This is a genomic window from Clostridium isatidis (assembly GCF_002285495.1).
GTDB lineage: Bacteria > Bacillota > Clostridia > Clostridiales > Clostridiaceae > Clostridium > Clostridium isatidis.
In genome coordinates this window covers 2819552-2834162 of record NZ_CP016786.1, presented here as the reverse complement: position 1 = coordinate 2834162, position 14611 = coordinate 2819552, and the positions used below count along the sequence as shown (strand labels likewise).

Annotated in this window: 15 protein-coding genes, 2 tRNA genes, 2 pseudogenes and 1 riboswitch; of the genes and pseudogenes, 17 read left to right on the top strand and 2 right to left on the bottom strand. The window is 27.8% G+C overall.

Annotated elements, in window-relative coordinates:
- Window positions 1-29: 29 nt before the first annotated feature.
- The 3 genes from BEN51_RS13450 to BEN51_RS13440 all read left to right on the top strand — a co-directional run bounded on the left by BEN51_RS13450 (window position 30) and on the right by BEN51_RS13440 (window position 3003).
- Window positions 30-626: an Hsp20 family protein gene (locus BEN51_RS13450; protein WP_119866504.1), complete on the top strand. Its 597-nt coding sequence runs from the start codon at window positions 30-32 to the stop codon at window positions 624-626.
- Between the two features lie 207 nt (window positions 627-833).
- Complete coding sequence (locus tag BEN51_RS13445; protein ID WP_119866503.1) at window positions 834-1469, top strand: biliverdin-producing heme oxygenase; 636 nt, start codon at window positions 834-836, stop codon at window positions 1467-1469.
- A 211-nt stretch (window positions 1470-1680) separates the two neighbouring features.
- A complete protein-coding gene (locus tag BEN51_RS13440; protein WP_119866502.1) occupies window positions 1681-3003 on the top strand; it encodes an APC family permease in 1323 nt (440 codons plus the stop codon).
- A 93-nt stretch (window positions 3004-3096) separates the two neighbouring features.
- On the opposite strand, the gene BEN51_RS13435 is transcribed toward BEN51_RS13440, so the two are convergent.
- The gene (locus BEN51_RS13435; protein ID WP_119866501.1) at window positions 3097-3948 is read right to left on the bottom strand and encodes a GNAT family N-acetyltransferase; all 852 of its coding nucleotides are present in this window, start codon (window positions 3946-3948) and stop codon (window positions 3097-3099) included.
- Between the two features lie 244 nt (window positions 3949-4192).
- Between BEN51_RS13435 and rlmH the strand changes: the two genes are divergently transcribed.
- The 4 genes and pseudogenes from rlmH (at window position 4193) to BEN51_RS13895 (ending at window position 6489) form a co-directional block, all read left to right on the top strand.
- On the top strand, window positions 4193-4672 hold the full coding sequence (rlmH, locus tag BEN51_RS13430) for a 23S rRNA (pseudouridine(1915)-N(3))-methyltransferase RlmH (protein ID WP_119866500.1): 480 nt from the start codon (window positions 4193-4195) through the stop codon (window positions 4670-4672).
- 237 nt (window positions 4673-4909) lie between these two features.
- Window positions 4910-5715 (top strand): annotated as a pseudogene (locus BEN51_RS13425) (sialate O-acetylesterase).
- Between the two features lie 52 nt (window positions 5716-5767).
- Window positions 5768-6288, top strand: a pseudogene (locus BEN51_RS13420) (PadR family transcriptional regulator).
- Between the two features lie 51 nt (window positions 6289-6339).
- Complete coding sequence (locus BEN51_RS13895; protein WP_164704128.1) at window positions 6340-6489, top strand: hypothetical protein; 150 nt, start codon at window positions 6340-6342, stop codon at window positions 6487-6489.
- Between the two features lie 39 nt (window positions 6490-6528).
- On the opposite strand, the gene BEN51_RS13415 is transcribed toward BEN51_RS13895, so the two are convergent.
- Window positions 6529-6837, bottom strand: coding sequence for a hypothetical protein (locus BEN51_RS13415; RefSeq protein ID WP_119866499.1), 309 nt, complete (start codon window positions 6835-6837; stop codon window positions 6529-6531).
- Window positions 6838-7465: 628 nt separating this feature from the next.
- On the opposite strand from BEN51_RS13415, the gene BEN51_RS13410 reads away from it, so the two are divergent.
- From BEN51_RS13410 to BEN51_RS13365, 10 genes are all read left to right on the top strand, one after another.
- Window positions 7466-7858, top strand: coding sequence for a hypothetical protein (locus BEN51_RS13410; protein WP_119866498.1), 393 nt, complete (start codon window positions 7466-7468; stop codon window positions 7856-7858).
- Between the two features lie 141 nt (window positions 7859-7999).
- Complete coding sequence (locus BEN51_RS13405; RefSeq protein ID WP_164704127.1) at window positions 8000-9613, top strand: thiamine pyrophosphate-binding protein; 1614 nt, start codon at window positions 8000-8002, stop codon at window positions 9611-9613.
- Window positions 9614-9630: 17 nt separating this feature from the next.
- Entirely contained in the window at window positions 9631-10089 is a 459-nt protein-coding gene (locus BEN51_RS13400) for a hypothetical protein (protein WP_119866496.1), read from the top strand.
- Window positions 10090-10438: 349 nt separating this feature from the next.
- Window positions 10439-10576, top strand: coding sequence for a YfgJ family double zinc ribbon protein (locus tag BEN51_RS13395; RefSeq protein WP_119866495.1), 138 nt, complete (start codon window positions 10439-10441; stop codon window positions 10574-10576).
- 166 nt (window positions 10577-10742) lie between these two features.
- Entirely contained in the window at window positions 10743-11963 is a 1221-nt protein-coding gene (locus tag BEN51_RS13390) for an FprA family A-type flavoprotein (protein ID WP_119866494.1), read from the top strand.
- Between the two features lie 98 nt (window positions 11964-12061).
- Window positions 12062-12226 (top strand): rubredoxin, encoded by a 165-nt coding sequence (rd, locus tag BEN51_RS13385; RefSeq protein WP_119866493.1) that lies wholly within the window; start codon window positions 12062-12064, stop codon window positions 12224-12226.
- Window positions 12227-12387: 161 nt separating this feature from the next.
- Window positions 12388-12462: transfer RNA gene (locus BEN51_RS13380), tRNA-Arg, on the top strand.
- 5 nt (window positions 12463-12467) lie between these two features.
- Window positions 12468-12542 (top strand) — tRNA-Gln (locus BEN51_RS13375).
- 121 nt (window positions 12543-12663) lie between these two features.
- A riboswitch (SAM riboswitch) is annotated at window positions 12664-12782 on the top strand.
- An 80-nt stretch (window positions 12783-12862) separates the two neighbouring features.
- Entirely contained in the window at window positions 12863-13921 is a 1059-nt protein-coding gene (locus tag BEN51_RS13370) for a methionine ABC transporter ATP-binding protein (protein ID WP_119866492.1), read from the top strand.
- A complete protein-coding gene (locus BEN51_RS13365) occupies window positions 13890-14570 on the top strand; it encodes a methionine ABC transporter permease (protein WP_119866491.1) in 681 nt (226 codons plus the stop codon). The genes BEN51_RS13370 and BEN51_RS13365 overlap by 32 nt, the downstream gene beginning before the upstream one ends.
- Window positions 14571-14611 lie beyond the last annotated feature (41 nt).

Here is a 14611-nt window from a genome sequence, read left to right as displayed (position 1 = left end):
GAATTTTTGCAACAGGAGTGAGATAAATAATGTTTCCTTTTTATAAAAACAATGCTTCTAAAGTAAGAAAGACTAATAAGAGTATAAATAATAATTTTGAGAATAGTTATGATAAGAAAAATTTTAGCCAACAGGATATTAATAACATAATAAATTCTATTACAGGAAGTTTTACTACAGTATTTGAAAGTTTAGTGCAAAATGAAGACTTAATAAATAATATTATAGATAATGTTTTAAATAGTGATGCAGTAAATTCATTAATCAATGCTATCGAAGAAAAATCATATTTCAAGTTAAGAGAATATGATGATAGTTATTTAATAGAGGGAAAACTCTTTGGAGTTGATAAAAAAGATATCGATATTGATTATGAAGATAATCATATAAAAATTTCAGTGAAAAAAAATCTTAATTTAAGCAATAAAAATGACAATATGATAATGTGGTTTTATCAAGAGGGAAATGTTTTAGAAGAAACATATTATGTTCCTAATATTGATGAAAAGAGTATTAGGGCTGTTTATACCTCTAATATTTTAAGAATATATTTAAAGAAAAAGAGAGATATTATTACTGATGGAGAAATAATTGATGTAGATGATTTTACGGAAATTAACAATTAATAAGTTTTAGCCTTAGAGATTTATATAAATTATCTAAGGCTAATTTTATAAAGAAAATCATTCCTAGTATAATATTATTATTTTGTGGAGAAAATAAAGTATGAGTTAACAATATAAATATAAAGTGATATAAATAATTAATAATATTAATTAATAATTATTATTAATTATTTGTTATTTTTTATGGATTATATGAGGTGAAGGTTTATGAATTTTATGATAGAAATAAAAAATAATACAAAAGAATTACATTTAGCATCTGAAAAGAGTGGCTTTATAAAAAGATTACTTGAAGGAAAGGCAACAAAAGAAGGATATATTGAATATATTTTTAATTTACATGCAATGTATGAAGCTATAGAAACTTCTCTTGATAGTCATTTAAGTGAAGAAGGCATTAAGGAATTTGCTACTAAAGAATTATATAGAGCTGAATTAATAAAAAAAGATTTAGAAGTTCTTGCAGGAGATAAATTATCAGAAATGAAGTTATTACCTTCTACTGAAGCATGCATAGCAAGAATAAATCAAGTGAATAAAGAATATCCAGAATTACTTTCAACATATGCTTATGTTAGATTTATTGCTGATTTATTTGGTGGAAGAATATTCCCAGGAGTATTAACAAAGGTTTATGGTATTCCAGACAATGCATTAAACTATTATAAAGATGTTAATATTGGAGATGTAAGAGAATATGTGATGAACTATCACAAGAAATTTGAAAAACTAAATTTATCAGAAGATATGCAAAAATTATTTGGTATAGAAATAAGCAATGTATATATTTATAATATGGCTATTTCAAATGAATTAGATGTAAAGTTATATTCATCAAATTAAGGTATAATAATAAAAAAGCTCTCTTTTTAGAGAGCTTTTTTATGTTTAAAATAATGATATTATTTATCAATATAGATTTATACTAGGAATAATAAAATATATTAATGATTTGATAAAAATGTAAAACTATAAAAATAGATTATGGAATAGCTAGAAAGTTGGTGATATAATTTTGAAATGTGAAATAATAAGTAAATTATAGGAGATTTTTATGGAAAATAAACAAGTTATGAAAAAGACCTTTGGAATAATGACGGCAATTACTATGGTTGTTGGTACAGTTATTGGATCAGGAATATTTTTTAAGCCGCAAGCTATATATACTGCCACTGGAGGGAAGCCTGGCCTTGGAATGATTGCTTGGCTAATAACAGGTTTGGTAAGTATAGCTGCTGCTCTTACCTTTGCTGAAATAGCTATTCTTATCCCTAAAACTGGTGGAATGGTTGAATATCTATCTAAGGTATTTGGAGAGAGGGTTGGATATCTAGCTGGATGGATGCAGGTTGTACTTGCATTACCTGCAATGGCAGCTGGACTTGCTGTTATATTTGCCGATCAAGTAACTTTACTTACAGGGAATAATGTAACAATTCCTGTTGCAATATTTGTTCTAATCTTTGTAGTTATTCTTAATTGTATGAGTTCTAAAGTTGGTGGAGGGGTTCAGGTTGTATTTACTATATGTAAGCTTGTTCCTCTAGTACTTATTATTGTTTTTGGATTTATAAAGGGAAGTGGAACTAATACAGTGTTTACTCCAATGGTAGGAGAGGGATTAAGCCCTATTACCGTTTTAGGAACATTAATGGTTGCTATTCTTTTTGCCTTTGAGGGATGGACAAATGTTGGTGCTATTGCTGGAGAAATGAAGAATCCTGGACGTGATTTACCAATAGCTATTGTAGGCGGGGTATCTGTTATTACAGCTATTTACTTTATAATAAATTTAGCTTATTTATGGGTTATTCCAGCAGATCAATTAGCTGCAACATCAGCGCCAGCAACATTAGTTGCAAGACATATATTTGGGGATTTTGGATCTATTTTAATTACTATTGGGATAATGATTTCTTGTTTTGGAACTTGTAATGGATTTTTAATGTCAGGATCAAGAGTAACTTATGCTATGGCTGAAGGAGGAAAGCTTCCATTTTTTAAATTCTTATCGAAACTAAATAAGACTCAAACACCAGCAAATTCGATTATATTTACAGGGGCACTTTCTTGTATTTTTGCACTTACCGGACAATATAATCTTCTCACTGACTTGGGAGTGTTTTCTTCATGGATTTTTTATACCCTTACATTTGTAGCAGTTATTGTTTATCGTAATCAAAGACCAGATATTAAACGTAGTTATAAGGTTCCGTTATATCCTATAATTCCAATATTAGCAATAATAAGTGGTATTTTTGTTGTGTTAAATCAATTTATTACGGCAACAATGCTTTCGTTAGGAAGTGTAATAATAACCATTATAGGTCTTCCAGTATATATTTATATGAATAAAAAACATATGAGTAATTCATAACATTTCATACATATATAAACAAGAAAAGTTGATTTCTGATAAATTGAAATCAACTTTTTTCTATTTAAAATATAAAGACTATAAAAATTATTTTTACATTGTTATATACATTTCATATTGAGAAATTGGATCCTTTTTAAATTTCATATGTTTTAAGAAGCCTTCAAGATAATTATTATTTGAAACAACTATAGAGAATTTTTCAGCATCTATTGAGCTGCAAAATCTTGATAAAAGAGATTTTCCAATGCCTTTTAATCGATAATTTTTATTAACCCATATAAAATTAATTTTTCCAGGTTTATTTCCGCATAAATATCCTATTAATTTTTCATTATCATAAGCAGCAAGGCAGACTATATTGCCTAATTTTTCAACATAATCTAAATCACTTTGCCAGTTTATATGAAAGTCTTTATGATTATATATAGCCTCTTTAAAGTTATTAAAATCAATTTCTTTTATATTTATATTAGAGTTATCAAAATTCCTTAATTCTGATGGGTTATCATGAAAAAAGTAAGATAAATCATATATTTTTTCATACCCTATTTTCTTATAAAAGTTAATAGCTTTATCATTACCGACAATTACTTCTAAGAACATCTGCTTACAATTATTTTCAATAGCAGTTTTTTTATGAAGAGACATAAGCTTGTTAGCAATCCCTTTATTTCTATATTCAGGGTGAATAGCTAAGGCTCCGCAACGCAAGGTTTTAATACCATTCCAAAGTCTAATACCAGCTAAAAGTATTCCTACAGGCTTATCATAAGCTAAGGCTATATAGGATAGTTCTAAAGAATTTCCTTCAGGCCCTAAAAATCTTTTTATGAATTCATCTTTATTCATTGATAGTTTGATAATATAGTCTGAAAATCCAATATTAAAAGCATCGAATACTAAATCTATGCTTACTTCAGAACACTTTTTATAAACGATCATAATTAAAATCTCCTTATAAATATTTCTTTACTTTAATTATGTAGCAAAAAACGGATTAAAATCAATATATTTATAATTCTATGAAGCTTTCAGTAAGCTAAACGAAACATTAAGATAATTTTAAGAAAAATCTATTTATGGTACAATTAATTTGCTATAAATAGATTTTTTGTATTTTTAACAATAAAAAAGTTTAAGCTAAAGTTATAAATATAACGGCTAAAGAGATATATTGGAGGATGTAATGAATATAACAATAATATCAGTAGGAAAACTAAAAGAGAAATATTTAAAAGAAGCCATAGATGAATATTCAAAAAGATTATCAAGATACTGCAAATTAGAAATAATAGAACTAGCAGACGAGAAAACACCAGATAATGCAAGTGAAAAGGAAGAGCTTCAAATAAAGGATAAAGAAGGCGATTTAATATTATCAAAAATAAAAGATAATATGTTTGTTATTGCTTTAGACCTTAAGGGAAAGGAAATGCCTTCAGAGGAATTTGCAAATTATATAGAAAACTTAGGAGTTATGGGTAATTCTAATATAGCTTTTGTAATAGGGGGAAGCTTGGGACTATCTAAGAAGGTAATTAGTAGATCAAATTATAAGCTTTGTTTTTCTAAAATGACCTTTCCCCATCAATTATTTAGAGTAATGTTATTAGAGCAAATATATAGAGCTTTTAGAATAATGAAGAATGAACCATATCATAAATAAGTGAAGTTTTTATTGGAATTATAAGTAAGAGTAATTATAAGAATCAAGACTCTTACTTTTATTTATATATAAGTTTTTTCTTTAAGTGAAATAATTAAATTATATAATATCTATTTACATAAGAAATTTAGTTAACAAATAGTCTAATTAGACTATTGTTGATTACCTTGGTTTATATGAATAAAAGAAAGGATGAAAAAAATGATTAAATCAGTTTTAATGTTAGGGTAGTCCAATATGGCATGAAGAGGTTTTATTAATGAAGTGCCTCTAATTTACAATGAAAGAATACAAATGTTGCGTAATGGCAAATGATGACTGAACCAATTAATTATGATAGACCTGTTTCAGGAATAAGTTTAGCTGCTTCATTTTGAGAGGCATGGTGTCGCAAGAATCAAGATGATATTATTGGTTTAATTCCTTGTGCAGAAGGAGGAAGTTCTATAGATGAGTGGGCTGTAGATAAAGTGCTTTTTAGACATGCTATAAATGAAGCGAAATTTGCTATGCAAAGCAGTGAACTAGTTGGAGTTTTATGGCATCAAGGAGAAAGTGACAGTCATAATGGAAAATATAAAGTTTATTATGAAAAGTTACTTTTAATAATTGAAGAGCTTAGAAAGGAATTAAATGCACCCAATATTCCAGTTATTATTGGTGGACTGCCAGATTTTTTAGGAAAAGAAGGATTCGGAAAAAGCTGTACAGAGTATAGTTTTATAAATCAACGGTTAAAAAAGTTTGCAATTGAACAAGATAATTGTTATTTTGTTACTGCATCAGGTTTAAGTTCTAATCCTGATGGTATTCATATTAATGCAATTTCTCAAAGAAAATTTGGATTAAGACATTTTGAAGATTTTTATAATAAAAAGCACATATTAGAACCATTGGCAAATGAAAGTGATTTAGTAGATTCTATTTGTTCAAGAGTACATACCAAGTCGGATAAAATATATATAAAAAGTATGGATTTTGCGTTGGAAAAAATAACATATGATGAATTTTTAGCAGAAGCTACTAAAATTAATAATGACTAATTATAATTAAAAATAGTATATTATAATTTTAAAATGTAAAGGAGATAATATTTTGATACCACTATTAATTTTAGGTTTAATAAAACAAAATCAAGGTTCTTATGGATATGAATTATTATCATTAATGGAAGAAAGACATTACAGATATATAGTTAATTTTACCAAGGGATCTTTTTATTATAATCTTCAAAAATTAGAGGAAAAAAATATATTAAAAGAGTTGATAAGTTAGATAATACTAGAGAAACTCAAAATTATATTATAACCGAACTAGGAAATAAAGAATTTGAAAGGTTAATGTTTAAGTATGGCTCTAAAACTGAATATATAAATTTACCTTTTTATGGGGCAATGTTATTTTCTGATGAATATGAAAAGGAGAACTTAAAAAAAATAATAGAAATTCAAATAGAACAAACTAAGGAAAAAATTTTTTTATTAGAAGAAGCTATTAAAAATGATAATACTGTTGAGATATATTTTAAAAAGATGATGGAAAATTCACTTTCTCATCATTTAGTTAATCTTAAATGGTTTGAAGATTTATTAAAAAATTTATACCCTACACTTTAACACCAGACTTTGTGCTGGTGTTATTCTTTTATCAAAAGGAGGGAATAACACATGGAAGTAATAAAAGTTAATAACCTTTATAAGCTCTATGGAGATGTTCAAGTGCTGAAGGATGTTAGTTTAAAATGGAGGAATTGGATTATGAGAGTATTTAGAACAATGCTAAAAACTGAATTAAAGCTATCACTAACGGAAATTTAATCCTCTAATGTGATAGCTCATTTTTATTATTTCTTGCGATTATAAATTGTTTTGTGATAAGTTTTCTGGTTTTGAAGCATCAATCATAAGGAATATGGCTGAAAGTATGTGAAGAACCATTCCTACGAATGGAATCCAACCTAAGCAGCTTGTTACGATTCCTAAAATACTACCAGTTGATCCTCCTCCATCTTTTTTAGTAAGAACTAGAGTAACGATATGCAATGCTAACATAATAACTAATGGGCTCCAAAATAATCCCAAAATAATTGAAGCTCCTAGAACTGGAATTCCCAAAAGTGCCTCAAGCCCGCCTGAAACCCATTTTAATATTCTTGATGTTGACATTGTTAATTTTCCTCCTGTATAACTTAATATGTTCTCAATAATACTCATAGCTTATATTATACCATTATTTAAATAAAGAGGAAATATATTACTTAAAATAAATAATTACAAATTTATAAGATGTGAAAGTATTATACAACAAGAATTACAGGAGAACCTTATCATAAAAAATAAGCTTTTAAGAAAAAAGAAAAATATAGGAGTGAAGTAAAGAGAGCATATAAAGATTTATGAAAAGTATATCTATGTAGGCTCTTTTTATATATAATTTGATTTTATAATATTGAAAATTAAATATAATAGAAAATATAATATCATTTAAAATTCTATTTAAAATATATTGTAATATTTTATCAAAATATGTTATAATATAGGAAGAATATAATTACATTGCCATTTTTTTTATAAATAAATTAGATACTTAAATAAAATTACCAAAAGAAAAATATCAGTTTATAGGTAATTATTAGTAGGCTTATTAAAAATAAAGGTTTAAAAATAAAAAGGCAATAATAGAATATTTTTAGTTTTATCGCAAATTATTATTGACAATAGTGATAAAATAAAAACTAGCTATAGTCAATAATTTTAAAATAATTATTAAATAGTTTTAAAAGGTGGTAAAAGTATGATAATCAAGGACAAAGAAGGAATTTATGAATTAAAGGTAGACTTAGACAGAAAGGTTGTTACTGAAACTTATGAAAAGAAATTATTCACTAAGGAAGCAGTAACAAGAATGGCAGAAGATTACAGAAATAAGATTTTTCCATTATTTAAAGGTAAAAAATGGGCTAAATTATGTGATATGAGAAATTATATGATGACTCAAAATGTTCCAGAAGCTCAAGAATTTGTTGGAGAATGTTATCGCAATGGTATGGACAAGGCTGCTTTAATAGTTGCAACAAAAGTTCTTGAAATGCAAATGAATAGGGTTGGAGAAGCTCAAGCATTTAAGCCAGTTGCATTTACTGACCCAGTAGAAGCAGATAACTACCTTAAATCAGCTGGATATTAAAATATTTTAAGAACACCTTTTTAGGTGTTCTCTCTTTTTAATAATAAAAAGTAAACAAGAATATGACATGTTAAAAGTTATAATATATAATGGTAAAGTATAGTATAAATGTTAAAAATGAATAAGGGAGGAATATGTAAGATGAGAATAGCAGATGCAGTAATTAAAGTATTGGAAAATCATAACGTTAAACACGTTTTTGGTATACCTGCTAGTACTTTTGGAGGTATTCTTGACGCGCTTAATGATAGCCAAATCGAATATATAATTACAAAGAATGAGGCAGGTGCAACTTATTCAGCCTCAAAATATGCTGATATGTCCAATAAATTAGGAGTATGTATGTTAGCAGGAGGAGTAGGCGTAAATAATGCTATTAATGGTATGGCAGATGCACAAAGAAACAAAGTACCTATGCTTGTTATAAATGGCGATGTTAGATTATCATATATGGGAAAGGGTGCCTTACAAGAATTTAATAATGCAAAAGTAGTAGAAAGTTTTGCAAAATACTCTGTAAATGTAGAAAGAGAAGAAGATGTTATACCAGAGCTTCAAAAGGCAATAAAAATAGCTCTTACACCTCCTTGTGGCGTTACTCTTGTGTCAATTCCATATGATATTCAAATGCCAGAATTTAAAGGTGAATTAGAATGTGATAACACAATTGAAAAACCAGTAAATGATAATAAAGCCTTAGAATTTGCTGTTGAAGAAATAGAGAAGGCTAAAAAGGGATTAATTTTTATTGGTAGAGGAACAAGAGGATTATCTAAAGAAATAAAAGAATTAAGTGAAAAACTTGGCTGGGGAATAATTTCAACCCCAAATGCTAAAGGAATAGTAAATTCTGATTTCCCTTATTATATAGGAAATTATGGTTTCTGTTCTTCTGATGGTGCCATAGAATATGTTGAAAATGAAGATCTTGATTGCATCTTAATACTAGGAACATCCCTTGGTCAAAGCGCAACAAGAGATTATAATGATGTTCTTGTAAGAGGAAGAAAAGTTATAAGAATAGATTGGGATACTAAAGAGTTTAATAGAGTATTTAAGGAAGATGTATCAGTATGTTATGATTTGAGAGAGGCAGTTAAGATTTTAAATAAAGAAGTATCTAAGAAGAATAATTCCTTCCTTAAGCCAGAAATGAACAAGCCATATGTTAAAAATCATACAGGAATTTCATTGAGAAGATTATATGAGATGCTACCTGATATATTCCCTAAAGATACCTGTGTTATTGTAGATGTAGGAGATTTCTTTAACTATATCTTTAAATATATGCCTATAAGAGAAGATATGGATTTCCAAGGCAGTGTCAATTATGCTTGTATGGGTGCAGGAGTAGCAGGAGCTTTAGGTTCATACCTTGCAGATAAAAGAAGACCTTACGCAGTATTTGTTGGTGATGGAGGCTTCTATATGAATGGTATGGATATATTGACTGCTAAAGAATATAATATGCCAATTATGTATTTTGTAATTAATAATTCTATGTTTGGATTAGTTAAAAATGGTATGAAGGCTATTTTCGGTAGAGAATTTGATGCTAAAGTTCAATTTGATAAAATCAGTATAGCTTCTATTGCTGAAGCAATGGGTATAGAAGCTGTTCAAATAACAGATTTATCACAAGTAGAGAGCTTGGAAGGACTTATGAAGGATAGAACAAGTCCATTACTTGTTGAAATTGTTACTGATGGAACAGAAATATTCATTGATACAGATAGATTAAAGAAAGTTAAATAAAATTGGAGGAAAAAGCAATGAAGGTATTTAATGATTTAAGAGAAAAATTAAAAGAAATAATTGAAATAGACGAACTTGCCTATTTAACTGTAAAAGATGAAGCTGAGGCCTTTGCTTTTTATAAAGCTGATACAGAACTATTCAGTTTGGAAGATTGGCAAAAGTTTCATAAAGTTGAGTATCCAACAATAATAAAGAATATACCAGTTCTTGTTGATTTAGTTTCTAATAAAAGATATGTTGCAGTTGAGGATGTTTTTAAACTTAACCCTCCACAAAAGGAATTCCAAGTCCTTAATATACATAGTATTTACTTACTTCCTGTAATAGATGATGATAAAGTAGTTGGCTTTGTAGATATAGCATATATAGGAAAACACTACAAAATTGATAAAGAAACGCTTGATAAGATACAAGAAATAATTAATGGCTGTAAAGATGAAATTATTAAAACAGTTAAAATGTATAATAACTAAGACTAGTACTAAAAACCATTTAAATCATTAATTTAATGATTTAAGTGGTCTTTTAATAGGGTTAGTTTTTTATTAAACTTTGAGATTTTTAAAGTCTTATTAAAGTATGTTTTTGAAATAATAAGTCTTACAATTATCTTTTATAGATAATTGTAATGAAGTATTGTTAAAACTATAAGAACGATTGGGCGCAACTGATCGTTATAAGATGGTGAATCTTAAGGAAGAGTATAAATTTAATAATAAACAATAAATTGAAATAGTATTTTTATTTTGCATAAATTCACTTGAATATATATAATAAATAATAAAGTTAATATAAATTATTTTCATATATGAAGGTGAGATTATGAAATACTATTGTCCAGAATGTAAAAAAGAAGTTGAATTAATAAAAGGCTGTGGAGCTGTTAATTATTTCTGTAATAATTGCAAAAAACTTATTTCTAGTAAAGCAGTAATAACTAAAGAAGATGATAATAAATAGTATTTTCAAAAAGAAGATTGGTTACAATCTTCTTTTTTTATTTAATGAAAAAAGTTATCATTTATATTTAGATTTGATTATAATCACATTAACTTTTAAAGTTATCTCCTATAATAAGGCTATAGAATTGATAAAGAGATAAGCTATTTATTTAGGAGGAGATTTTATGGAAAGAAAAATTAGATTAAAAGATAATATTTATTCAGTAGGAGTTATAGACGATAGAAAAGTACCATTTCATAGACTAATATTAGAACAAGGAACAACATATAACAGCTATTTATTAGAAACAGAAAAACCAACAATAATAGATACAGTAGATATAATGTTTACAAAGCAATATATAGAAAATTTAAAAAAGATTATTGATTTAAAGAAAATACAATATATCGTTATAAACCATACAGAACCTGATCATTCTGGAGCTTTAGGCGGATTAGCAAGACAAGCTACTAATGCAACAATAATTTGTAGTGAAAAAGCTGTATATCATATAAAGGAATTATACAAACTACATGATAGAAACTTTTTAGTTGTAAAAGATAGAGATACTGTTGATATTGGTGGAAAAACATTGCTATTTAGAATGACACCATATCTTCATACAGAGGAAACAATGATTACTTACTGCATTGAAGATAAAATATTATTCCCTTGTGATGTATTTAGTACACATTTATCAGCCAATGAGACCTTTGACAGCAAGACAGATATGGATATTACAGAAGCATTTACAGTATATTATGATCTTATAATGTCACCACATAAAAAATATGTAAGACCATTAATTTCTGCATTAAAAGAATTAGAAATTGAACTGATAGCACCATCTCACGGATATGTATTAGATCAAAATATAGAAAAATATATCAGTATATATGATGAGAGAAGTAGGCAAACTAAGAAAGGAAAAAAAGCTGCTATAGTATATACAACAATGACAAATTCAACAAAAGCTATTGCAGAGAAGTTTAAGAAGGATCTTGAAGCTGAAGATATAGAAGTAGCTATATTTAATGCTGATAAGAGCGAAGAAAGTGATATTATAGAAGCCATTAGAAATTCAGATGCATTGCTATTTGGTACTTCAACAAGATATGGTGATTTAATAGGATCCATTGAAAATATTTTAAAGAAGTTAAAGGATATGAATTTAGAAGGTAAAGTAGCTGCTGCATTTGGCTCCTTTGGATGGAGTGGAGAACCTATAGAAATAATTCAGGATTACTTAAATGAAACTAATGCAAAGGTATTAAGCACTTCCTCAATAATAAAGTCTACTGGTATGATTGAAGTTAATTTCCCAGTAAGAGTAAGATTCTCTCTTAATGAAGAATCTAAGAAGGATGTAGAAAAGGCAGCAGATTATATAAGTTCAATATTATAAAATATAGCATTGCAAATCTAAGGAAAATGTTGTTAAATTAAATTAAATATATTTGATAATATATTTAATAATAGAAAACATTGTAGGAGGTATTGAGCATGAAAAAATTTATATGTGATGTTTGTGGATACATTTATGATCCAGAACTAGGAGATCCAGATAATGGAGTAGAACCAGGAACTTCCTTTGAAGATGTTCCAGAAGATTGGTTATGTCCACTTTGTGGAGTTGGTAAAGACGAATTCTCAGAATTAGAAGAGTAATTAATTTAATGAATTTTGAATTACCATAATAAAAATATAAATGGATTTAAAAACCTCTGATTATTATATATATAATTATCAGAGGTTTTTTGTTTATATTTTATAAGTAAAAATAAATTGACAAGAAATATTGTTAGAGTTATAATTCTCTATAATAAAGGGCTGGTATTGTATATTGGTTAATACTCTAGCCTTCTAAGCTGGAAAGGTGGGTTCACTTCCCACTATTTGCTCCAAATGATGGGATATCGCCAAGTGGTAAGGCACCACATTCTGACTGTGGCATTCGTAGGTTCGAATCCTACTATCCTAGCCAATCTTTATTATTTTTAAATATGTTTTAATTTAAGATGAACAAGTTATTAATAAAAAAATATATTGACAATTTATCAGCTGTAAATATATAATACAAAACAAGTAATCTAAAACTAAATAACTTTTTATCTAAAGACGGAGGGACTGGCCCTGTGAAGTCTAGCAACCAAAATTATTAAGCGAAATTAGGATGATTTTTGGTGCTAAATTCTACAGGTTAACTACGTCTAAAAGATAGAAAGTTTAATGTGTTTATTACACTGCTTTCTTATTTTTTAGGAAAGCAGTTTTTTTATTTTTAAATAAAAAGGAGGGGGAAAGGTGATAGAATTAAAAAATTTATGCAAAAGTTATACTACAAAAGCTGGCAAAGTAGAGGCAGTAAAAGATGTAACACTAAAGATTAATAAGGGAGATATTTATGGAATTATAGGCTTTAGTGGAGCTGGTAAATCGACCCTTGTTAGATGCATAAACCTTCTTGAAAAACCCAATAAAGGACAAGTTATTATAGATGGTAAGAATCTTGTAACTTTATCAAATAAGGAACTTAGGAAAGAAAGAAAAAAGATAGGCATGATATTTCAACATTTTAATCTTATGAAATCAAGAACGGTATTTGAAAATATAGCTTACCCATTAAGGGGGAGTGGATTGTCTAAGGAAGAAATAAGAGGGAAAGTTTTATCTCTATTAAAACTTGTTGAACTGGAGGATAAGGAAAGTGCATATCCATCTCAATTAAGCGGCGGTCAAAAACAAAGAGTGGGAATTGCAAGGGCCTTAGCTAATGATCCAAAGGTTCTACTTTGTGATGAAGCAACTAGTGCCTTAGATCCACAGACAACGAAATCAATACTAAGGCTTTTAAAGGAAGTAAATAAAAAGCTTAATTTAACAATTGTAGTAATAACACATGAAATGCAGGTAGTTAAGGAAATATGTACAAGAGTTGCTGTTATGGAGAAGGGAAGGATAGTGGAGGAAGGAAATATATTTAAAGTATTTTCAGAGCCTAAGCAAGAAATTACAAGAAACTTTATAGAAAGTACATCTATATTAAGCAATATTAATTACCTCATAGAAGACAAATCTTCAGTTGTAGAAATTAGAGAGGATGAGAAAATTTTAAAACTTAAATATCTTGAAAATAGTACAACCGAACCAATAATTTCAATAATATCTAGGGAATTTAATGTGGATGCTAATATTATTTTTGGAAATGTTGAAATAATTGAAGATGCCCCTCTTGGAGGACTTATTGTAATTATAAGAGGAGAAGAAGAGAAAGTCCGAAATGTTATTAAATACCTTGAAGAAAATAATGTGGAAGTTGAGGTGATTAAAGATGGCAGAGTTAGCACAAAAGTTATTGCCTAATGTATTACCGAAAGTAGATGAAATTATTAAAGCTACTGGAGAAACCTTACTTATGATTATAGTAGCAGGTATTATATCTTTTATTGTCGGACTTTTTTTAGGAATTATATTAGTAGTGACAAAGAAAGGGAATATATTAGAAAATGAGCTAATTTACTATATTTTAGAGAAGATAATAAATATAACAAGATCAATACCATTTATTATTTTATTAACATTAGCTATTCCATTAACTAGGGCAATAGTAGGAACAGCAATTGGAACAAAAGGATCAATGATTCCACTAATATTAGGAACAGTACCATTCTTTGTAAGACAAATTGAAAGTGCCTTGTCGGAACTAGATAATGGGGTAATAGAAGCAGCAGAGGCAATGGGATCCTCATATTTTGAAATAATAATTAGAGTCTATTTAAAAGAAAGTATACCAAACATTGTTAGAGCTACAACAATAACCCTTGTTAGTTTAGTCGGATTAACAGCTATGGCAGGAGCAGTAGGGGGAGGAGGGCTTGGAGATTTAGCAATAAGATATGGACATCAAAGATATCAAACAGATGTAACAGTTGTGACAGTAGTAATATTACTTATTCTAGTGAATTTAATTCAATGGGTAGGAAATAAAGTAATAAGTAAAACTACTCATTAAAAAATAATAGCAATAAGCAAAATAGGAAAGGGGAATAATAA